We start from the raw sequence: 21,661 nt of genomic DNA, 5'->3' as shown, positions 1-21,661 counted from the left end.
TAACATCTTAAACTCTTAAAATGTTAACCAAACGGCACTAAACTTCTGGATAAGTTTAACTAGATTTTAGATGGAAATGTCTACCTAAATCAAGCCTTACTTAATAGTCCATTAAGTTTGTAAGAGAATACTTTCTCTATTACATTAATATTATTGACACGATTTCTTTTTGTATACATAATTCAAAAAATAATTTTGATTTTTTTACGCTTCTTTGAGTTCTCCATTTTTATAAGCTTCAATAATTCTATCAATAAATTTTATTCTATCAGGATGAGCATAACTTCTTATTGCCATTAAAAATTCTAGGTTTGCATCCTTATCTTTAATATTTCTATTAGTTGTAACATTCTTTTTAGCACCTTTATCTTCGTTTTGATTTTCAGTATTTTTAGAATTCGTATTACTAGAATATTCTTTAGTATTTGAATACATATTCTTATTATTTACATTACTTTGACTGCCACTCATATTTCCTTGAAATAAATCATTATCTAAATTTAACCCCATCATTTGAGCTATTGAATTTAAATTTCCTAAATTAAATCCATTTGTATTCATTGAAGCTAACATATTCCCCATATTATTCATATCAAAATTTCCACCTAATAATCCCATTAACTGCATAGGATCAATTCCAAAAGGTGCATTTCTAGCATTATCATTAATATTAGAACTAGTATCATTTGGTGTTTGACCTTGTTCTCTATGTTTATGCTTAGCCATTTTAAAATCCTCTCACTTAAAATTGTCTCTTTTTAATATATGTATATCATTATAAAAATGTTTATATTTTTATGCATTTTTTTAGAGGGCTTTTAAAGCCCTCTATCCACTATCCTAGCAACAGCTACTTTGGTTTCCATTTCCTAAAAAGTCTGTGAAACAGCCACCACATAATAAGAATAGTAAAATAATCAAATAAGATTTATTGCAGTTTAATAAACCTGATCCGCATGCTATTAATAGGAATATAATCGGTGTGCAGCCACTTCCTCCGCCTCCAAATAAACCTGAATTATTAGATTCACAGCAGCACTCATGATGTTTCTTTTCACAGCAACATTTATTCTTCTTTCTAGACATATTTATCTCTCCTTCCTAAAAATTCAGAATTTTAGCAGCTAGCACCGCAACCAAAATTGTTATTATATCCTCCGCCTAAGCCAGGATTGAATCCGCCTCCAATTCCACAGCCATTAAAGTTATTATTGCAAAGGAATAGTATTACTAATATAAACAAATATGGTGAGCAGTTGCTTAAGATTCCACTACCATGGTTTCCACCACCGCAGCAACACTCTTTTTTCTCACAACAACATTCTTTTTTCTCACAGCAGCAGTCATTTCCTCTTTTATTTCTGCCACATCCACAATAAAATAATATTAATAAAATCCAAATCCAACTACCAAATCCGCAGCCACAAGAATTTCCCAATCCTTGTTGTCCGAAGCCATAACCTGCTCCTCCTGGAAATCCTCCTATTCCTGGTCCTCCGAAGTTTGGCCCGCAACTAGAACTGTTATCACAACAATCGTCATCACATGAATTTAAACCATTTAGGATATCATTCATCTCCATATTTATTCCTCCTTGGAAATATTTTTTTCTTTTTTATACTATATATTATTCCTACCTAAAATTTTTGACACTATTTTTTATAACTTATAATTATTTAAATTTTTTATCAACTATTTTAAGAAATAATGTCATTACTTAAATAGAAATAACCTCTTACAAATATTATATCTGTAAGAGGCTATTTGTTTACTATTATATAAAAATTTATAAAAAAGTATTTTGCTAATCTAAATCTGTAGCAAATTCTAAGAAAAGATTATCTATCAGTTCATCTTTTCCATTTTTATTTAATGATGAGAAAAAATATAATTTATCATCTGGATTTAATTTGAGTGTTTCTTTTATAATCTTCTCGTTTTTATTTAACTCATTTCGTGTAAGTTTATCGCTTTTTGTAGCAACCACTATAACGTCGTAGCCAAAATGTTTTATCCATTCATGCATGATTATATCGTCACCTGTTGGCTTGTGTCTAGAATCTACAAGCAGAACAACTCTTTTTAGCTGTTCTCTATCATTCAAATACATTTCAACAGTTTTTCCCCAACTATCCTTCTCAGTCTTTGACACTTTTGCGTATCCATATCCAGGCAAATCAACTAAATAAAAGTCATCATTTATAAGAAAAAAATTAACTAATCTAGTTTTTCCTGGAGTCTGACTAACTTTTGCCAATTTTTTTCTGTTAGTTAGTGAATTTATCAGCGAACTCTTTCCTACATTAGATCTTCCAACAAATGCAACTTCTGCTCTATCATCTATGGGATATTGATTCTTCTTTACTGCTGACGTAATAAAATCTGATTTCTTAATTCTCATTAGTATCCTCTCCAATTAGTGCATTTTTCAATACCTCATTAACTTCTTTAGCAGAAATAATATTCAAACTATTTCTAATTGAATGTGGTATCTTATCTATATCTTTCTCATTTTCCTTAGGAATTATTATAGTATCTACTCCTGCCCTAAATGCTGCTAAAGATTTTTCCTTTAGGCCACCAATCGGAAGCACTCTACCTGTTAACGTAACTTCACCTGTCATTGCCACATTATGCTTAACCTTCTTACCCGATAATGCTGATACAAGTGCAGTTACCATAGTTACACCTGCCGATGGACCATCCTTAGGCACTGCACCTTCTGGTGCATGAATATGAATATCCTTTTCTTTATAGAAAGCTTCGTTTATTCCAAACTTAATTGCATTAGCTCTAACATAGCTATATGCTGTCCTTGCTGACTCTTGCATAACATCTCCAAGCTTACCTGTAAGTTCAAGTTTACCTGAACCAGTCATAACCATAGCTTCTATTGGAAGAGTATCACCTCCATATGCAGTCCACGCCATTCCTGTAACTACTCCAACCTTGTCCACTTTGTCAATTTGGTCAAAATCAAACGTTCTCTTACCTAATAATTTTTCAACACTTTCATTATTAACTAAGAATTCTTTTTGTTCTCTCTTTAACATTTCCGCTAATACTTTTCTTATCAATGAACTCAATTTTCTTTCTAGTCCACGAACTCCTGATTCTCTTGTATATCCCTCTATAACCATCTTAATAGAATCATCTTCTATTTCAATTTTATCTTGAGGAATATCAAGTTCTTTAAATATCTTAGGAATAAGATGATTTTTAGCTATATTGAATTTTTCTTCATACGTATATCCTGATACTTCAATAACTTCCATCCTATCTAAAAGTGGTCTTGGTATGGTTTCTAAAGAATTTGCTGTTGCTATAAACATAACTTTAGATAAATCCATTGCTACTTCTAAATAACTATCTCTAAAATCCTTGTTTTGCTCACTATCCAATATCTCTAACAATGCATCAGATGGATCACCTTTATAACTTGAGCTAATTTTATCTATTTCATCAAAAAGCATTAATGGATTCATAGATTTTGCTTCTTTCATTGCATAAACAATTCTACCTGGGATTGCGCCAACGTATGTCTTTCTATGCCCTCGTATTTCAGCTTCATCCTTCATCCCGCCTACGGATATTCTTGTGTATTTTCTGTTAATAGCATTAGCTATAGATTTTGCTATAGATGTCTTTCCTACACCAGGAGGACCAACTAAGCAAAGAATAGGACCTTTTTGAGATTTACTGAATTGTTTTACTGCTAAATACTCGATAATTCTATCTTTAACATCTTCCAATCCATAGTGTTCTTTATCCAAAACTTCCCTTGCCTTGGCAACATTAATATTTTCCTTAGTATTCTTTCCCCAAGGGATATCCAACACCCAGTCTAGATACGCCTTTACAACATTACCTTCCGATGACGTAGAACTCATGTTTTTAAGTCTCGATAACTCGTAATTAACCTTTTCTTTAACTTCACTATGAAGTTTAGCTTTACTAATTTTTTCTTCATACTTCGCTATTTCTTTCTTATCCTCGTCATCCTCACCTAATTCCTCTTGAATAGCACGCAACTGTTCTCTTAGATAAAATTCCTTCTGCTCTTTCGCAACTGTATTTTTTACTTTGTTAGCAATTTTTTTTTGGATTTTAGCTATAGAAATTTCTATTTTAATTCTTTCTAGGACTTTTTCTACTCTCTTAGTTATATCTACTATTTCCAAAATTTCTTGTTTAAGTTTTTCATCAGTTATTGCATAAGAAGCCACCATATCTACAAACTGGCTTGGCTTTTCTAGAGAATCTATTGATTTAACCGCTTCCCCAAAATTATCCTCACTTAGCTTAAGTAGTTTCATAAATTCTTTATTCAAGAATTTAATATAGGCATCTACTTCCTCATCCTTAGATACTTTATCTTCTAATTTTTCAACTGAAACTTTTATATAATTTTCTTCTTCCTCTATATATTTAACTATTTTTCCTCTTTCTTGGCCTTCCACAAGAACTCTAATAGTATTATCAGACATCTTCAAGATTTGCTTTATTTTACATATGGTTCCAATCGAATATATTTCATCTTGATTAGGTTCTTCTATTATTGAATCTTTTTGACCTACAAGAAAAACTTCTTGTTCATCTAACATAGCTTGTTCAATAGCTGCTATGGATTTTTCTCTTCCTACATCAAAATGTACAACCACACTAGGAAAAACAGTCAATCCTCTTAAAGGAATTAGCGGAATCGTATATAGCTTTTTCATAGTACTATTTCCCCCCATATCTTAATTACATTATTTATTTTGACTTATCTAGTATACACATAATAAATATTTTTTTCAATGATTCTAAAAATAAAAAGCTTATTATTATATTGTAGAGTTTACAAAGCAAATAGGTTTGATTACTTGCTTTGTAAACTTGTGATAAGTTTGTTCAATAAAACAATACATACATTACTATAAATATTATTTAGTTTATCTATTATAACATAATATATTAAATTTAAAAGAAAAAGTGTGAAAATATTAAGTTTTATTCACCTTTTACTTTACTAACTAAAAATACAGCTTTACAAGTTATTCAAGATGTTATTACCTTCAGCTGATAATATCTCTCTCTCGCTTTCATTAATTATATCGTCTTCCATAGCCAACTCAATTACTTCTTTAAAATTTGTTACAGGAATTATTTCTATCTCACATATTTCATTTAGTGAACTATCATAATTTTCTTGTGGAATAATAACTTTTTTTGCACCTGCTTTAAACGCTGCAGATATTTTAGCTTTCACTCCTCCTATAGCTTTCACTGATCCTAATATACTTATTTCTCCAGTCATAGCAACAAACCTATTTATTTTTTGTTTAGTTATTGCGCTATAAATAGCTGCTGCAATACTTATTCCTGCTGATGGACCATCAACTGGAATTCCCCCTGATATATTTACGTGTATATCATATCTATCAGTAGATAAATCAAATAAATTATCCAATACTGTGAGCACATTTTGAACAGATGCAAAAGCAGTACTTTTCATCTTTATCTTCTTATTATTATTAGTTATCTCTTCCTCTTCAACTATTCCAGTTATTTTAATTTCACCTCTTCTACCTGTAACTTTCTTGCAACTAACTTCGAGGGGCATTAGCATTCCAATGTTTGCCCCATATACTGCCAATCCATTAACAACACCAACTCTAGATTGGCCTGGTATCTTATTTGAAATTATTTTATTATACTGACCATTCTCTAATACCCATTTAATATCATCTAATTTGATCTCATTTCTATCTTCATTAATGGCAATACCAGATGCTAATTGAATCAAATTTATTACTTCTCTACCGTTTGTGCAATATTTACTTACTTCTTCAACTCCATCCTTTGAAATTTTCAGTCCAACCTTATTCACGCAGTTTTCAGCTATTTTCTCTATTTCTTCAGGCAATAATGCTCTAAAAAATATTTCAACGCATCTTGATCTTATAGCTGGTATAATTTCATGTGGTGCTCTTGTTGTTGCTCCTATTAATCTAAAATCAGCTGGAAGGCCATTTTCAAATACTTCCTTTATGTACTTAGGCATATTAGCATCTTCTGAGCTATAATATGAACTATCTAAAAACACTTTTCTATCTTCTAACACCTTTAATAACTTATTTAATTCAATTGGATGAAGCTCTCCAATCTCATCTAAAAATAGTACGCCACCATGTGCTTTTGTAACAGCTCCAGCCTTTGGCTGAGGAATACCTGCTATCCCTAAAGAACCAGCTCCTTGATAAATTGGATCATGCACCGAACCTATTAGTGGATCTGCTATTCCTCTTTCATCAAATCTCAATGTAGTTGCATCTAACTCAACAAATTTTGACTTTTCTGTAAATGGTGATAATTTGGATTTTCTAGCTTCCTCTAGTACTAATCTAGCTGCCGCCGTCTTTCCAACCCCTGGTGGCCCATAAATTATAACATGTTGAGGATTAGGTCCGCAAAGAGCTGCCTTCAATGCCTTAATACCTTTTTCTTGACCTATCACCTCATCAAAACTAGAAGGTCTGCTTTTTTCTGTAAGTGGTTCAGATAAGCTTATTTGTCTTAACCTATTTAGATTATTCAATTCCTTAGTATTTTCTCTATCAATTATTATCTCTCTATTTTTTTGCGGCTTACTTATTGCATTGCACATAACATAAACCATGAGGATCAAAACTATAATTTGCAAAATCATCAATATATTTGTCATAATCTTTGAATATACTTACATTTAATAATATATACATTTGCTTTCCTTATTATTACTAAAGTAAATATACTTTGCCTCCTTCAATTTTTATTATTAGTATTATTTGCTTATTATTGCAAATATATTCTTGATTTTGAAATATAAATAAAAATAATCCAATATTTAAAATAACAAAAATTTATTAAAAGACGCTAACGCTAAATAAGTCAGTATATATTTTAAAAATATATACTGACTTATTATCCTCGCTAATATTAAGCTGATTCAATATCTTTTTTAGTTCTAGCTTTTACTAAAGTCGGTCTAATCTTTCCTTCTTCTATTCTTTCAATTCTAGGTTGTTTTTTCTCTTTAATAGCTTCTTCAGTTATTACAACATTAGTTATTCTATTATCAGAAGGTATCTCATACATTATCTCATTCATTATATCTTCAATAATAGCTCTTAAACCTCTAGCACCTGTCTGTCTGCTAATTGCTTCTTCGGCAATTGCAACTAATGATTTTTCATCAAACTCTAACTTAACATCATCTAACTCAAATAATTTTTTATATTGTTTTACAAGAGCATTTTTAGGTTTAGTTAAAATTTGAATTAAAGCTTCTTTATCTAAAGACTCTAACGTAACAAGTATTGGAAGTCTTCCAACAAATTCTGGAATTAATCCAAACTTTAATAAGTCTGCTGGCATAATTTCTTTAAGTAAGCTTCCAACATCCTTTTCATGTTTAGCTTGAATTTGTGCTCCAAATCCCATAGAACTCTTTCTTGTTCTATTTTCTATTATTTTATCAACGCCATCAAAAGCTCCACCACAAATAAATAATATATTAGAAGTATTTATTTGGATAAATTCTTGATGAGGATGTTTTCTTCCACCTTGTGGCGGAACTGATGCAACGGTTCCTTCTAATATCTTTAACAATGCTTGTTGAACACCTTCGCCTGATACATCACGAGTAATAGATGGATTTTCTGACTTTCTAGCAATCTTATCTATTTCATCTATATAAATGATACCTCTTTCGGCTTTTTCTACGTCATAATCTGCATTCTGTATTAATTTAAGAAGAATGTTTTCTACATCTTCTCCAACATATCCTGCTTCTGTTAATGTTGTAGCATCGGCAATTGCAAAAGGTACATTCAAAAATCTTGCTAATGTCTGAGCAAGTAATGTTTTACCCGAACCAGTTGGTCCTAGTAATAAAATATTACTTTTTGATAACTCAACATCAATATCCTCTTTATTAGTATTAATTCTTTTATAATGATTATAAACTGCTACTGCTAAAGATTTTTTTGCTCTTTCCTGCCCAATGACATAAGAATCTAAGTATTCTTTAATCTCATTTGGCTTTGGTACACTTTTAGGGTCAAAATCAACAGTTTCTTGAAATTCATCTGCTATAATTTCAGAACATAAATCAATACATTCATCACAAATATACACTCCTGGACCTGCAATTAATCTTTTTACTTGTTCCTGAGTTTTACCACAGAAAGAACACTTTAACTGCTTCTTTTCATCATATTTAGCCATACATTCACCTCACTTAAAACGTATAAATTGAAAATTCAATCTTATTTATCTTTTCCTATTTTATGCGTAGTTATTACTTCATCAACTAACCCATAAGCCTTAGCTTCTTCTGCACTCATAAAATTATCTCTTTCTACATCTGCTTTAATTGTTTCTAAAGACTTACCAGTATTTTCACTTAGAATTCTATTTAAAGTTTCTTTCATCTTTAATATTCTTTTAGCATGTATTTCAAAATCTGTCGCTTGACCTTGAAAACCGCCTAGTGGTTGATGTATCATAACCTCAGCATTTGGAAGTGCAAATCTCTTTCCTTTTGTTCCAGAAGAAAGTAAAAATGCTCCCATTGAAGCTGCCATTCCTATACATATTGTTGATACGTCACACTTAATATATTGCATAGTATCATATATAGCATTTCCAGCTGTTATTGATCCTCCTGGACTATTTATATATATATATATATCTTTATCTGGATCTTCACTTTCTAAAAATAATAATTGTGCTACTATTAAATTAGCACTATCATCATTCACTTCTCCACTTAACATGATTATTCTTTCTTTTAATAATCGTGAAAATATATCATAGGAACGTTCTCCTCTACTTGTTTGTTCTACAACCATAGGTACTAAAGCCATATAAATCCTCCTTTTACTATTATACTTTTTCTAATTTTAATTATATATTTTTTTTATCGCTTTGTTAATTATTATTTGAATAAATTGCCAGAAAAAATTTTTTTCTGGCAATTTATAATTGGTATACTCATTTTATATTATATATTAAAATAAATTATTTGCAATTTTCTTTTAAGAATTTTAAAGTATTTTCTAATATTATATCTTTTTCAATCATGTCTTTTTGAGACTTAACTAAAATTTTAGCCATTTTTTCTGGATCTTTTGGTCCATAAATTTTTCCTAATTCTAAAGCTTTTGCATTTAATTCTTCTTCAGTTGCTTTAATTTCTTCTGTTTTTGCAATAGCTTCAAGAACTAAGTCAGCTTTAACTTTTCTTTCTGCATTTTCTTTCATAAAGTCTCTCATTTTTTCAGTTGTATTTCCTGTAAACTCCATGTATTGTTCTAAACTTAAACCTTGATATTTTAATCTTCCTTCAAGATCTTGCATCATGGCATCAATTTCTTTGTTTACCATAACCTCTGGAACGTCCATTTTTGAGTTTTCAATTGCTGCAGTTATAACAGCTTCTTCAAATTCTCTTTCTGCTTTCTCATTGTTATTCTTTTCTAATGTATTTTTAAGATTTTCTTTTAGTTCTTCAAAAGTATCAACTGCTGCCACATCTTTAGCAAATTCATCATCTAATTCTGGCAATTCTTTAACTTTAATTGACTTAATTTCAACTTCAAACATTGCTGGCTTTCCGTTTAATTCTTCTTTTCCATAAGCTTCTGGGAAAGTAACGTTTATTTCTTTTTTATCCCCTACAGCTAAACCGATTAATTGTTCTTCAAAGTTATCAATAAAAGTACCAGAACCTATTTCTAAAGAATAATCAACGCCTTCTCCGCCTTCAAAAGCAACTCCGTCTATGTATCCTTTAAAATCAATAACAGCTATATCACCCTTAGCTATATTTCCCTCTGTTTTAACTTCTATTCTAGCATTTTTTTCTTGCATTTCTTTAATTTGCTTATCTATTTCAGCAACTTCTACTTCATATACAGGTTTCTTTATATCTAATCCTTTATACTCTCCAAGTTCTACTTCTGGATACGTAGTAACTGTAGCAGTATAAACTAATTCCTTACCTTCTCCTAATTCTACTATATCAATTTGTGGATAATCTACAGGTCTAATATTTTCTGTATTTAATGCTTCTGGATATGATTCGTCTATAGCAAAATTAACAGCATCATCATAGAATACTTCAACTCCATAGAACTTTTTAACCATTGCCATAGGAACTTTTCCTTTTCTAAATCCAGGTATATTATATCTGCCCTTATTCTTATTATAAGCTTTAGTTAAGGCTGCATCGAATTTTTCAGCTTCAACCCTTATTTCTAATTTTATCACATTTGTTTCTATTTTTTCCACTTTAGCTTTCATTTTATTCTTTCCTCCTAAATAGTGTGCATCTAATTTAACTAAGTCATTATACCATAAACCCTTAAATCTTATCAAATAATTTATTAATATTATCTCTATTGAATATAATTACCATTTACATCTATAAAATAAATTCTACCATCAACAGTAATTTTAACACCTTTTTCTTCCTTTTCACCAATTTCTATATTAGCTCCAGCTAAATCCCAGAGAACCTTATCTTCATTAGTTGAAATATCAGTCATCCATAAATACTGTTTAAGATTAGCGCCTCCAAAATATGGCCTATTAGTAACAAAAATTATTTTATCTTCACTAATAAATTTTGGCTTTTGATTCCATAAGTATTTGGGATTTGATTGAATTGTAGCTTCTTTAGTAAATACACTTCCACTCGTAGATACATATTGATCCTTAGATATCACCTTGTTTGTTCCATCTAAATTATATAATGTGATTATTGAATTTGTATCTTCTACAATTATTTCCTTACCAGATGGACTTATGCTGTAACTAACTCCATTATCAGTAGTATCTAAAGTTTTAAATACTTTTCCGGTATTAGCATCATCTACATAAATAGCTTTTGCAGTATTTCCACTCGCTAGAGTTACATTTATGTATTCTTCTACCGATTTTTGAGGTTCTTCTTTAACTACTTCCTCATCTTTTTTTTCACTAGATGTTTCTTCTTTTTCTGCTTTGGTTTGTTCTGAAGAATTATTAGTATCACTATCAATCCATGCCTGTATATTTTGTTTAATATTTTTATAATCTATTGGATTATACGCTATTTTAATTGATAGCGCAGATGTTATTAATATTATTGCCAAAAATATTATTATCGCATTTCTTCTTCTTCGCTTCATCCTTTTTTCATATTCTCTACTAAAAATACTTGGCTTTCCCAAAGATGGCCCCCTCCAAATCTTTCTAACGTATTATAATATAAACAAATTCATTATATATTATTCTTTTGTTTAAATCTACAATATATTTTATATTTTTGTAATCATATAATCCTAGATCAAAAAATAATATCACTTTTTACAACTGTTCTTACTATTGCAACTTGAGCACTTATCTTTTTTATTTTCTCCCTTTAAACAGCACCCCCCGCATTTCAATAACCCTTCTTTTTTTAATTCCTCTAGTGTTAGCTTACAAACATTTTCTGAATACTCTTCATAATCTATAGTATCTTTTAATAAGTCTTCCTTATATATTTCAATCATTTCTTTCTCCTACATACATTATTTTATTTTTTAATTTGTTATTTATATATTTCAATATATAATTTTCATTTTTTAACCTATACCAAATTTAAATTAGTTTCTACATAATATCTATATTATACACCTATAAATTCCTTATAATTTTTTTCTATACAAAAAGGTTTTTATTTAGTAACGTAAACTTTAATTATTTCTCTTATATTTTAATTGTCATAATATAAAAAATTATTGTTTTTTTTTGTGATTATTGTATAATTAAATTATCAATATTGTAACAAATATGCCCATACACTTTATGGTTTATCGCCATAAAATTTTATAAACCCACAATAACATGTTCATTTATTTCCTTTCTCGAGTGGACATGCGAAAACCTGTACTATATATACAGGTTTTCTTTTTTATATTTAATACTATAAGTATTCTTGCTTATAATTAAGAACAAAATCGCAGGCGATTATGGTTAAGTTCCGTATTGTGCTTCGCACTCTTTTCATATGTGTATATTTTTTACGCATCTACCTTTTTCGAACACATGTGATAAAAATCTGCACATCAGAAATGGCAGCTATGCTGAATATAAAAACATTTTATGCAGGCGAATATATTTTCTTTTTTATTCTCTTTTGAAACGTAACTTTCTGAATCAGCCTTTTTCATAATCCTGTCACAGATTTCACTCCAATATAAATTCCTATAGTATAAAAACTTACTTTGCTTGTATATAATATTATAATACTCAACTTATAATTGACAATCAACCGTTAAAATTTTGAAATTCTTAAACATATATTACTCAAATTTCAACATCTTAACATCAAAAAAGGATTGTCAAAATAAACAATCCTACTTTTTTAATTCCAATTTTGCTTCACTGCAAATAGAATTTATTTAAACATTTGTTATTGGTTTCCTCTCGCCTTTAAAATTGTTAATTTTAGTTCTTCTCTTTTCTAACTCTGCGCCTACTTCTTCAAGTGAAATATTCATTTGAGCCATTAAAACAAGTAAGTGATAAGTAAGATCACAAATTTCATTTATTTGTTCTTCTCTATTATTTTCTTTACAACTAATTATAACTTCTGTACATTCTTCACCAACTTTTTTTAATATCTTGTTTGTTCCATTTTCGAAAAGATATTTCGTATAAGATCCATCTTCACCTTCTGTTTTTCTTTTTAATATAGTCTCATATAAAGCTCTTATATTTTCATCCATTTTTAATCCTCCAATACTTCCATCTATAAATTATAAATCTCTATAAAAACAAGTTCTATTTCCTGTATGGCATGCTGCTCCTACTTGTTCCGCAAATATCAAAATAGTATCATTATCACAATCTATTTTTATTTCTTTCACATGCTGAAAGTGTCCTGAAGTTGCCCCTTTATTCCAAAGCTCATCTCTACTTCTACTATAAAACCAAGTTGTATTATCTTCTAATGTCTTATTTAAACTTTCTTTTGACATATAGGCTAGCATTAAAACCTCTTTAGTTTTATAATCTTGAACTATAGTTGGAATTAATCCATTCATCTTTTCAAAATCAACTTGTTCCACTCTTTTACAAATCTCCATTATAATTTTCTCCCTTCAGGTATACACTAATTACTTCTTTATAAATCAATATATTTCATAGATCATACAACTTATTAAACCCATATTACAAAAGTTTTATTTTCTAACAAGCTTATTCTAAAAAAAATATATCCCTTGATAAATGAATATATATTTCACAAAAACTATAAGTGGTTCTAATTGCTTTTATATCCAGCCAGGCTTATCTACGTACTGAAATATTTTTATCATATAAATATTGCTTTACCTCGTCAACAGTTAGCTCCCCATAGTGAAAAAGAGAGGCTGCAAGTGCTGCATCTGCTATATTATCTTTAAATACATCATAAAAATCTTCTAAACAACCGCATCCACCTGAAGCTATTACTGGAACATTAGTTATATCACTTATATTTTTTGTTAATTCTAAATCAAATCCTTTTTTGGTTCCATCTGCATCCATAGATGTTAAAAGAATTTCTCCAGCTCCAAGTGCTGTTGCTTCTTCAATCCACTCTAACAAATCCAATCCTGTGTCAATTCTTCCTCCGTTTATTACAACATTCCATCCTGTGTTATCAGATCTTTTTTTCGCATCAGCTGCTAATACTATACATTGACTTCCAAAATAGAAAGCCCCTTCTTTTATAAGCATTTTATTTCTAACAGCCGCTGAATTTAAACTCACCTTATCTGCTCCTGCTCTAAGTATTGACTTTATATCATCTAAAGTCTGAAGTCCCCCACCTACTGTAAATGGAATAAAAATTTTTTCGGCTACACTTTGAACAACTTTTTCCATTATGCCACGTTTTTCATGAGTTGCTGTTATATCTAAAAATACTAATTCATCCGCTCCTTGCCTATTATAATATTCTGCAAGCGCAACAGGATCACCTACATCTACCAATCCCTCAAAATTAACTCCTTTAACAACTCTTCCTTCTTTTACATCAAGGCATGGAATAATTCTCTTAGTATGCATCCGTTTATCTCCCCTCTTTAGAAATTTCTACTGCTTTTTCTAAAGACAATGTTTTAGCATATATAGCTTTACCTGTTATTGCCCCATATAAGCCTATACTTTTTAATTCTTTAATATTTTCAATATCCTTAATTCCACCAGAAGCTGTAATATCAATGCTTACTGTTTTCTTAAGTTCTTTAAGCATTTCCACATTAGGTCCTTCTAATGTTCCATCTTTACTAATATCGGTTACTATTATATTCTTAACACCCATATTCTCCATCTTTTTAGCAAATTCTATATAATCAAGGTCACTGGCTGCAAGCCATCCCCTTCCATATACTTTACCATCTTTACAGTCTATTCCCACTGCTATTTTGCTGTCATATATTGCTATTGCCTTTTTTAGTAACTCTTCATCTTCCATTGCTATAGTTCCAAGAATCGCTCTTGCTACTCCATTATCTAAAAGATATCTAATAGTTTCAAAAGATCTTATTCCTCCACCTAGTTCCACAGGAATATTAAGTTCTTTAGCAATTTTAATTACTAACTCATGATTTTGATTACTTCCACTTTTAGCCCCATCTAGATCTACTAAATGTATATATTCTGCTCCAATATCCTGAAAAGATTTTGCTGTTTCAAATACATCATCTGCAACAATTTCTTTTTTATTATAATCTCCCTGATACAATCTTACTGGCTTGCCATCAATTATATCAATTGCTGGTAAAATTATCATTTAATCAACTCCCCAAAATTTTTTAAAATGGCCAAACCTACAGATCCACTTTTTTCCGGATGAAATTGAGCTCCTATTACATTTTTACATCTAACTACACCTGGTATCTTATTTTCCCCATATTCACTATACGCTACCAAATCTTCATCATTATAGCCTTGAGCAAAATAAGAATGTACATAATAAACAAATTCGCCTTCATCTATATCGGTGAAGAGTTCATCTCTTCTATTAAATATTAAATTATTCCAACCAATGTGTGGAATCTTTATGTTATTAGCTTTATTATCTTTCATTTTAATAATATTGCCTTTCAGTAATCCAAGTCCTTTTCTTTCAATTCCTTCAAATCCATTTTCAAACAGTAATTGCATTCCAAGACAAATTCCAAGAAGCGGTTTACACTTTCTTACCTCTTCTATTATTATTTTGTCTAAAGATAATTTTTCAATAGTCTCCATAGCATCTGGAAATGCTCCAACACCTGGTAATATTAATGCATCAGCCTCTTTAATTTCATCTTTATTACACGAGACCTTATTCTCAATTCCAAGATAATCCAGGGCATTTTTAACACTTTTTAAATTTCCCATTCCATAATCTATTATAACTATCACTATATAGCCCCCCTTCTATAATAAATAAAAATTAAAATGAATAATAAATAATAAGTTAACATATCAATTTCTCAGATTTTATTAATAATTATTCATTATTCATTTTTCGTTTTTATAATTTTTTATAAACTTCCTTTAGTAGATGGTATGCCATTATCACTACTTATAGATACAGCTTCTTTAATCGCTCTTCCGAAAGCTTTAAATAAAGCTTCTATTTTATGGTGATCATTTTCACCATATAAAACTTTTAAGTGAAGCGTTAATCCAGCATTAAATGCAAAAGCCCTAAAAAATTCAACTACCATTTCAGTAGACATTTCTCCAACTTTTTCCCTCTTGAAATCGCAATCAAAAACCAAAAAAGGTCTATTGCTTACATCTAGTGATACTAAAGCTAGAGTCTCATCCATTGGTACATAAAAAGTTCCATATCTGTTTATGCCATACTTATCTCCTAGTGATTCTTTAAATGCTTCTCCTAGTGTTATTCCAACATCTTCTATTGTATGATGATCACATACATACGAATCACCTTTAGCAAATATATTCAAGTCAACCTTACTATTAAATGAAAATAAAGTTAACATGTGATCTAGAAATCCAATTCCTGTATTTATTTCACTATTCCCGTTTCCATCTAAATCAATTTCTACTCTAACACTAGTTTCCTTGGTTATTCTTTCTCTTTTTGAGCTTCTATTTGACATACTAATTCTCCTTAAAATCAATAATTTTGTTTTAAGTATAGTTTTCCAAAAGAATTCTATACATTGTAATATCTATATAAAACATAATCTCACTATAGTCAAGTTCAATTTAACACATATGAAAGAAAATAATATGCCAATGATATATTTTTTTATTGGACGAGTGAGCATCTTGTTAAATAAATCGGCATAATAGCTTATTACTTTTCTGAGTACGCTAAGTATTTATACATATACAAAAATCTTCTTTATTCCATCAACTACTTTCCTATTTTGCATAGGTGAGCCAACTGTAATCCTAAAGCTATCATCATTAAAATTTCTAATTATAATTCCAATGCTCTCAAGTCCCTTAATAAGAGCTTCCTTGTGAGGCGTGCGGCCAAAGATATAATTCCCCTTTGATGGGTAGAATTGTATCTTCATTGCAGCACTTTTTTCTACCTCTTTTAGATTTTCATATAATTCTTCCCTCTGTTTAACTATTTGTTTTGCATTTTTAACAACATTTTCTGGATATCTTAAAGCCATGGAAGCCAAATTTTGTGAAAAAGAACTTATTGTATATGGAATTTTATAATTTAATAATTCAGAAATATTATTCTCATGAGTTATTAAAAATCCTACTCTCAACGATGCAAGTCCCCAAGCCTTTGACAGGGTTCTTGTAACCACCAAATTTTTATATTTATTTATATACGGAATCATTGATTTCCCATAGAACTCATAATAAGCCTCATCTACAAGAACCATTGTATCTTTAAACGCTTCTAAAATTCTAACTATATCTTCTAACTCTATTCCAATTCCGGTAGGATTGTTTGGATTTGAAAAAATAATTAGATCTACAACTTCTTGTTTTGCTATATCTATAAATTCTTGAACATTAAAATTCATAGTTTTACCTATATCGTATTTCTTTAATTCTCCGCCAAATCTTGAAACAAAAAAATCATACATTATAAAATCAGGTCCCAGGGTTAACGCTTTCTTCCCATTCTTAATAGCCTTACTTACAACAAGTTCAATCATTTCGTCCGACCCATTTCCTACAATTATGTTTTTGCTCTCTACATTTACATAACTTGCATATAATTCTCTAATATTGGTCATCTCATTTGCAGGATATCTATGGAAAAGTACATTAGTTACGCAAGATTTCATTTTCATTAGTATCTTTGGGTCCATTTCTAGATAAATTTCATTACTATCTAGGTTGATTGTATACTCATCATACGAATTGATATACTCATTATAAGTTCCCATTCTCTAATCTCACTTTCACTGAATTAGCATGAGCTGTAAGTCCTTCCTTGCTTGCTAATGTTATGATTTTTTCTCCATTCTCCATAAGTGCTTCTTCTGAATAATAAATGAAAGAAGATTTTTTTATAAAACTATCAACTGATAACGGTGAAAAGAACCTTGCTGTACCACTTGTAGGTAATACATGATTTGTTCCTCCAAAATAGTCTCCTATAGGTTCCGGACAGTATCTTCCCAAAAATACAGACCCTGCATTTCTAACCACACCTAAATATTTCATTGGATCATCTACCATTAGTTCTAAATGCTCTGGTGCTATACAATTAGAAATATCAATACATTCTTCTATAGTTCTGCAAATTATTGTGCTTCCAAAATTTTTAAGGGAAGTTCTTATTATTTCTTCTCTTTCAAGAGTCTTGACTTGTCTTTCTAGCTCCATCTCAACTCTTCTGTGTAATTCTTTTGATGTTGTAATCAATATTGATGATGCTAATTTATCATGCTCTGCTTGTGACATTAAATCTGCAGCTATAAAACTCGGATTGGATTTTTCATCAGCAATCACTAGTATTTCACTAGGCCCCGCAATCATATCTATATCAACTTCTCCAAATACTAATTTCTTTGCAGTAGCAACAAATATATTTCCTGGTCCAACAATCTTATCAACCTTTTTAATACTTTCTGTTCCATAAGCCAAAGCCGCAACAGCTTGTGCCCCTCCAACTTTATATATTTTATTAATTCCTGCTATTCTTGCAGCCACTCCAATATATGGATTAATCCCTCCATTTTTATCTGGTGGAGTTACCATAACAATTTCATCTACTCCTGCTACTTTTGCAGGTATTACATTCATAAGCACTGATGATGGATAAGCAGCAGTTCCACCTGGAACATAAACTCCAACTCTTTCTAAAGGCAATACTCTCTGCCCTAGGTATACTCCTTTATCTTTTGTCATTAAAAATCCATTTGATTTTTGTTTTTCGTGATACTCTTTTATATTTGCTTTAGCTTCTTCTAATGCTTCAATAAACTCTTTCTCCACTTTATTAAAACATTCATCAATTTCAAGAGTTGATACTTCTAAAGTTTCAAGTTCAACCTTATCAAATGACTTTGTAAGTTCAAATAAAGCTTTATCCCCATCTTTTTTCACTCTTGATAGAATACTATTTACGCTTGAGATTATCTCTTGTTCCGTTTCTGTAACTCTACCTTTAAGTTCACTAATTAAGCTTTCTTTATTGCTCTCGGTAATCTCCATTAAATTTAACATATAATTAATAGCCCCCCTTTGACTTGATAAAAAAGTAATAACAACAAAAAATACTCTTTAAATTTTATTTATTATTTTTTACTAATTACTCAAGATATCATAATCAATTTTATCAACATCTCACGAATTTTGTCAATTATTAATCACTTTCTTAATCCTATCTATAAAATCCCATATTTCATTCTGCTTCATTTTAAAACTAGCTTTATTCACTATCAATCTAGCACTTATCTCACAAATCCTATCTATAACAACTAAACCATTTTCCTTTAAAGTTGTTCCTGTTTCCATGATATCCACAATTCCATCACATAGGCCTAATATTGGTGCAAGTTCTACTGATCCCTCTATTTTTATAACTTCTACATCCATTCCTTTCTTTTTAAAATAATCCTTTGCAACTTTTGGATATTTACTTCCTATTTTTATATGACCAACCTTTTTAAAAATATCATTTTCCGGTAATGATGCTACTATGAATCCACACTTCCCAAATCCTAAATCCAAAACTTCATAGCAATTATTATCACTTTCCAAAATGGTATCTTTTCCAACAACTCCAAGATCAGCTACCCCATGTTCAACGTAAGTTATTGAATCTGCTGCCTTTACCAAAAAATAATTTATATCCTGTGTTTTATCTTTAAAAACAAGTTTTCTACCTTTATTTTTTAATTCCGAAGGATCAAATTGGGCCTTATCCAAAATTTTTATAGTTTCTTCTTCTAATCTTCCCTTTGTTAATGCTATGCTTATGCTCATTTTTAATATTCCCCACCCTTAACTACTTTTATTTCTTTGATATCTTCATTTGGTAATAAGTCAACAATATACCCTTGATTTCTAAACTCTTCACTTTTTTTAATAGCTTCAATTCTATTATTTTTATTATAGTATATTTGGCATATAGTTTCCTTTTCACTCACAATTTTATTGAACTTTACAGTTGGAATTACAGCATCAATGTCTATGGAAAATCCTACTGCTGGAACATATTCTTTTGAAAGCTCAATTAAATTATCATATCGTCCACCTCTCAATAGTGTGTTGCCGACCCCTTCACCATAGCCTCTAAAAATAATTCCTGTGTAATAATTCAATCTAGGAACCATTCCTAAATCAAATGTCACATTTTTACCATATCCTAATAAATCTAATTCATAGTATAGTGCCTCCAAGTAATCGAGATTTTTTCTTATCTCTTCATTAAACGCTAATTTTTTAGCCTCTTCCAAAATCTTTTTATCCCCAAACATCCAAGGCAACTTATTAAAAAATGCCTTATACTCTTCCTTTATATCTAAATCAGCTAAATAATCCTCTAAACTTTTCATATTTTTATCTTCTATGAACTGTGCAATAGCCTCTTTATATTCCTGCTCTATTTCTAAATTTTTAAATGCCCCATTAAAAAAACCGATATTTCCTATTTCAAGCTTAAAATCATTTAATCCCAATTTCTTCAAAGCTTCTAATGCCAATACTAATATTTCTAAATCAGATTTTTCATCTTCAAGTCCTATAAATTCAACACCGCAATCTGTATATTCATTCCTCTTTCCCCCAAGACTTGCGTGAACTCTAAAAACATTCGAAGTGTATCTAAGCTTTATTGGTAATTCTGCATCTTTGAGCTTAGTTTCCACAACCCTTGCTATTGGAATTGTCATATCTGGTCTCAAAATTAATATACGTCCTCTATTATCAAAGAACTTGTACATATCTTCTTCTCTTAGTGTTTGAGAATTATAGTTGAAAGTTTCATAAAACTCCAGTGTCGGTGTTATAACTTCTTTATATCCCCACTTTTCAAAAAGTTTATCCATTTCTTTTTCTATAATACGTTTTACTGCACATTCATCTAATACTAAATCTCTTGTTCCTTCTGGAAGTATGTTCTTCTTATTCATTTTACACCTCACCTATTCTTATTGCTTAACCTCTATATCGTTTTATCATTTTATCAGTTTAGTGCGCTAAACTGTTGTTTAATTTATGATAACTTATTTTTTCTACCATGTCAATAATCTCAAACTCTTTTATGAGTTTATACTTATTCTATAAGTTTATATCAAATATTCTCCCACACTTACTTTTAACTATATAAAAATTAGTGTTATAATATAATAGTTTATTTGTAAAAGTATTTTTAATACAGGAAATATATTGAAAGGAGACTTTTTACATTGATTACTAAAGATATACACATAAACGCAATAAAAAAAATGCACATCCATACCAAAACTTCTGAATCAGTACGTCTTGGTATTCTCCTTGCAATTGTTGGAGGCTTCTTAGATGCTTACACCTTTGTCTGCAGAGGTGAAGTTTTTGCTAATGCTCAAACTGGTAACCTTGTTTTACTTGGAATAGCTCTTACGAAGAGAAATTCTGGCCAAGCAATTACAGCTTTACTACCTATTTTAGCATTCGTGCTCGGGGTGATATTTACAGAAAAGATAAAAGATATTAAAGTTCCATCAATGACTTTTGCTACGAATGCGGAACGCATAATTTTAATTATTGAAATTATTGTGCTTTTTATTATAGGATTTATACCAACTACAGTACCCCACATATTTGTAACAGTTCCAATTTCATTTGTATCCTCAGTTCAGATTGCATCTTTTGGAAAACTGATTGACTCTCCATATAGTACGGCTATGTGCACAGGTAATTTGCGTTCTGCATCTCAAGCTGCTTATAAAGCCTTTACAGAAAAAGATAAAAAACTAGCTCTAAAAAGTACCCGCTACTTAGTTATAATATTTTTCTTTATTGTTGGAGCTTATTTAGGCGGAATTTTAACTTTACATGTTGGTGGTAAATCGATTTGGTTTGCAGTACTAATATTAATTATTTCAGTAAGCTTATTTAGCGTTGATAAATACATTCTTGACCATAGCTCCAAAGATCAGATAACAAACGAAACTTAAAATGTTATTTAAAA

At 30.0% G+C, this 21,661-nt stretch carries 22 protein-coding genes; 1 reads left to right on the top strand and 21 read right to left on the bottom strand.

What is annotated here, in order from left to right:
• Positions 1-204: 204 nt before the first annotated feature.
• The 21 genes from T483_RS0125380 to hisZ form a co-directional block, all read right to left on the bottom strand.
• A complete protein-coding gene (locus tag T483_RS0125380) occupies positions 205-726 on the bottom strand; it encodes a hypothetical protein (protein WP_026889357.1) in 522 nt (173 codons plus the stop codon).
• A gap of 114 nt (positions 727-840) precedes the next feature.
• Complete coding sequence (locus tag T483_RS0125375; RefSeq protein WP_026889356.1) at positions 841-1,086, bottom strand: hypothetical protein; 246 nt, start codon at positions 1,084-1,086, stop codon at positions 841-843.
• Between the two features lie 31 nt (positions 1,087-1,117).
• Positions 1,118-1,582, bottom strand: a complete 465-nt coding sequence (locus T483_RS0125370; protein WP_026889355.1) for a hypothetical protein — start codon at positions 1,580-1,582, stop codon at positions 1,118-1,120.
• Positions 1,583-1,804: 222 nt separating this feature from the next.
• Complete coding sequence (yihA, locus tag T483_RS0125365; RefSeq protein WP_026889354.1) at positions 1,805-2,401, bottom strand: ribosome biogenesis GTP-binding protein YihA/YsxC; 597 nt, start codon at positions 2,399-2,401, stop codon at positions 1,805-1,807.
• Positions 2,391-4,721: an endopeptidase La gene (gene lon, locus T483_RS0125360; RefSeq protein ID WP_026889353.1), complete on the bottom strand. Its 2,331-nt coding sequence runs from the start codon at positions 4,719-4,721 to the stop codon at positions 2,391-2,393. The genes yihA and lon overlap by 11 nt, the downstream gene beginning before the upstream one ends.
• A 308-nt stretch (positions 4,722-5,029) precedes the next feature.
• Positions 5,030-6,706: an ATP-dependent protease LonB gene (lonB, locus tag T483_RS0125355; protein ID WP_026889352.1), complete on the bottom strand. Its 1,677-nt coding sequence runs from the start codon at positions 6,704-6,706 to the stop codon at positions 5,030-5,032.
• A 254-nt stretch (positions 6,707-6,960) separates the two neighbouring features.
• Positions 6,961-8,250 (bottom strand): ATP-dependent Clp protease ATP-binding subunit ClpX, encoded by a 1,290-nt coding sequence (gene clpX, locus T483_RS0125350; protein WP_026889351.1) that lies wholly within the window; start codon positions 8,248-8,250, stop codon positions 6,961-6,963.
• 41 nt (positions 8,251-8,291) lie between these two features.
• The gene (clpP, locus tag T483_RS0125345) at positions 8,292-8,891 is read right to left on the bottom strand and encodes an ATP-dependent Clp endopeptidase proteolytic subunit ClpP (RefSeq protein ID WP_026889350.1); all 600 of its coding nucleotides are present in this window, start codon (positions 8,889-8,891) and stop codon (positions 8,292-8,294) included.
• Between the two features lie 154 nt (positions 8,892-9,045).
• Entirely contained in the window at positions 9,046-10,329 is a 1,284-nt protein-coding gene (tig, locus tag T483_RS0125340; protein WP_026889349.1) for a trigger factor, read from the bottom strand.
• A 95-nt stretch (positions 10,330-10,424) separates the two neighbouring features.
• A complete protein-coding gene (locus T483_RS0125335) occupies positions 10,425-11,240 on the bottom strand; it encodes a hypothetical protein (protein WP_026889348.1) in 816 nt (271 codons plus the stop codon).
• A 129-nt stretch (positions 11,241-11,369) separates the two neighbouring features.
• Positions 11,370-11,564: a hypothetical protein gene (locus T483_RS0125330; RefSeq protein ID WP_026889347.1), complete on the bottom strand. Its 195-nt coding sequence runs from the start codon at positions 11,562-11,564 to the stop codon at positions 11,370-11,372.
• 891 nt (positions 11,565-12,455) lie between these two features.
• A complete protein-coding gene (hisE, locus tag T483_RS0125325; RefSeq protein WP_026889346.1) occupies positions 12,456-12,782 on the bottom strand; it encodes a phosphoribosyl-ATP diphosphatase in 327 nt (108 codons plus the stop codon).
• 30 nt (positions 12,783-12,812) lie between these two features.
• The gene (gene hisI / locus T483_RS0125320) at positions 12,813-13,142 is read right to left on the bottom strand and encodes a phosphoribosyl-AMP cyclohydrolase (protein ID WP_026889345.1); all 330 of its coding nucleotides are present in this window, start codon (positions 13,140-13,142) and stop codon (positions 12,813-12,815) included.
• 202 nt (positions 13,143-13,344) lie between these two features.
• Positions 13,345-14,106: an imidazole glycerol phosphate synthase subunit HisF gene (gene hisF, locus T483_RS0125315; RefSeq protein WP_026889344.1), complete on the bottom strand. Its 762-nt coding sequence runs from the start codon at positions 14,104-14,106 to the stop codon at positions 13,345-13,347.
• A gap of 4 nt (positions 14,107-14,110) precedes the next feature.
• On the bottom strand, positions 14,111-14,833 hold the full coding sequence (gene hisA, locus T483_RS0125310) for a 1-(5-phosphoribosyl)-5-[(5-phosphoribosylamino)methylideneamino]imidazole-4-carboxamide isomerase (protein ID WP_026889343.1): 723 nt from the start codon (positions 14,831-14,833) through the stop codon (positions 14,111-14,113).
• Entirely contained in the window at positions 14,830-15,450 is a 621-nt protein-coding gene (gene hisH, locus T483_RS0125305; protein ID WP_026889342.1) for an imidazole glycerol phosphate synthase subunit HisH, read from the bottom strand. The genes hisA and hisH overlap by 4 nt, the downstream gene beginning before the upstream one ends.
• A 122-nt stretch (positions 15,451-15,572) precedes the next feature.
• On the bottom strand, positions 15,573-16,160 hold the full coding sequence (gene hisB / locus T483_RS0125300) for an imidazoleglycerol-phosphate dehydratase HisB (protein WP_026889341.1): 588 nt from the start codon (positions 16,158-16,160) through the stop codon (positions 15,573-15,575).
• A gap of 225 nt (positions 16,161-16,385) precedes the next feature.
• On the bottom strand, positions 16,386-17,426 hold the full coding sequence (locus T483_RS0125295) for a pyridoxal phosphate-dependent aminotransferase (RefSeq protein WP_026889340.1): 1,041 nt from the start codon (positions 17,424-17,426) through the stop codon (positions 16,386-16,388).
• The gene (hisD, locus tag T483_RS0125290) at positions 17,413-18,711 is read right to left on the bottom strand and encodes a histidinol dehydrogenase (RefSeq protein ID WP_026889339.1); all 1,299 of its coding nucleotides are present in this window, start codon (positions 18,709-18,711) and stop codon (positions 17,413-17,415) included. The genes T483_RS0125295 and hisD overlap by 14 nt, the downstream gene beginning before the upstream one ends.
• 132 nt (positions 18,712-18,843) lie before the next feature.
• Positions 18,844-19,473 (bottom strand): ATP phosphoribosyltransferase, encoded by a 630-nt coding sequence (gene hisG / locus T483_RS0125285; protein ID WP_026889338.1) that lies wholly within the window; start codon positions 19,471-19,473, stop codon positions 18,844-18,846.
• Between the two features lie 2 nt (positions 19,474-19,475).
• Entirely contained in the window at positions 19,476-20,621 is a 1,146-nt protein-coding gene (gene hisZ / locus T483_RS0125280) for an ATP phosphoribosyltransferase regulatory subunit (protein ID WP_026889337.1), read from the bottom strand.
• Between the two features lie 276 nt (positions 20,622-20,897).
• Between hisZ and T483_RS0125275 the strand changes: the two genes are divergently transcribed.
• Positions 20,898-21,647, top strand: a complete 750-nt coding sequence (locus T483_RS0125275; RefSeq protein WP_026889336.1) for a YoaK family protein — start codon at positions 20,898-20,900, stop codon at positions 21,645-21,647.
• Positions 21,648-21,661 lie beyond the last annotated feature (14 nt).

The organism is Clostridium beijerinckii HUN142 (assembly GCF_000621745.1).
Lineage (GTDB): Bacteria > Bacillota > Clostridia > Clostridiales > Clostridiaceae > Clostridium > Clostridium beijerinckii_A.
The sequence above is the reverse complement of the archived record's forward strand: the minus strand, read 5'-3'. Positions and strand labels throughout refer to the sequence as shown.

What these genes read in the sequence shown, in the direction of transcription:
- T483_RS0125380 (WP_026889357.1), bottom strand. Translation starts at nt 726, where the DNA reads ATGGCTAAGCATAAACATAGAGAACAAGGTCAAACACCAAATGATACT.
- T483_RS0125375 (WP_026889356.1), bottom strand. Translation starts at nt 1,086, where the DNA reads ATGTCTAGAAAGAAGAATAAATGTTGCTGTGAAAAGAAACATCATGAG.
- T483_RS0125370 (WP_026889355.1), bottom strand. Translation starts at nt 1,582, where the DNA reads ATGGAGATGAATGATATCCTAAATGGTTTAAATTCATGTGATGACGAT.
- yihA (WP_026889354.1), bottom strand. Translation starts at nt 2,401, where the DNA reads ATGAGAATTAAGAAATCAGATTTTATTACGTCAGCAGTAAAGAAGAAT.
- lon (WP_026889353.1), bottom strand. Translation starts at nt 4,721, where the DNA reads ATGAAAAAGCTATATACGATTCCGCTAATTCCTTTAAGAGGATTGACT.
- lonB (WP_026889352.1), bottom strand. Translation starts at nt 6,706, where the DNA reads ATGACAAATATATTGATGATTTTGCAAATTATAGTTTTGATCCTCATG.
- clpX (WP_026889351.1), bottom strand. Translation starts at nt 8,250, where the DNA reads ATGGCTAAATATGATGAAAAGAAGCAGTTAAAGTGTTCTTTCTGTGGT.
- clpP (WP_026889350.1), bottom strand. Translation starts at nt 8,891, where the DNA reads ATGGCTTTAGTACCTATGGTTGTAGAACAAACAAGTAGAGGAGAACGT.
- tig (WP_026889349.1), bottom strand. Translation starts at nt 10,329, where the DNA reads ATGAAAGCTAAAGTGGAAAAAATAGAAACAAATGTGATAAAATTAGAA.
- T483_RS0125330 (WP_026889347.1), bottom strand. Translation starts at nt 11,564, where the DNA reads ATGATTGAAATATATAAGGAAGACTTATTAAAAGATACTATAGATTAT.
- hisE (WP_026889346.1), bottom strand. Translation starts at nt 12,782, where the DNA reads ATGGATGAAAATATAAGAGCTTTATATGAGACTATATTAAAAAGAAAA.
- hisI (WP_026889345.1), bottom strand. Translation starts at nt 13,142, where the DNA reads ATGGAGATTTGTAAAAGAGTGGAACAAGTTGATTTTGAAAAGATGAAT.
- hisF (WP_026889344.1), bottom strand. Translation starts at nt 14,106, where the DNA reads ATGCATACTAAGAGAATTATTCCATGCCTTGATGTAAAAGAAGGAAGA.
- hisA (WP_026889343.1), bottom strand. Translation starts at nt 14,833, where the DNA reads ATGATAATTTTACCAGCAATTGATATAATTGATGGCAAGCCAGTAAGA.
- hisB (WP_026889341.1), bottom strand. Translation starts at nt 16,160, where the DNA reads ATGTCAAATAGAAGCTCAAAAAGAGAAAGAATAACCAAGGAAACTAGT.
- T483_RS0125295 (WP_026889340.1), bottom strand. Translation starts at nt 17,426, where the DNA reads ATGGGAACTTATAATGAGTATATCAATTCGTATGATGAGTATACAATC.
- hisD (WP_026889339.1), bottom strand. Translation starts at nt 18,711, where the DNA reads ATGTTAAATTTAATGGAGATTACCGAGAGCAATAAAGAAAGCTTAATT.
- hisG (WP_026889338.1), bottom strand. Translation starts at nt 19,473, where the DNA reads ATGAGCATAAGCATAGCATTAACAAAGGGAAGATTAGAAGAAGAAACT.
- hisZ (WP_026889337.1), bottom strand. Translation starts at nt 20,621, where the DNA reads ATGAATAAGAAGAACATACTTCCAGAAGGAACAAGAGATTTAGTATTA.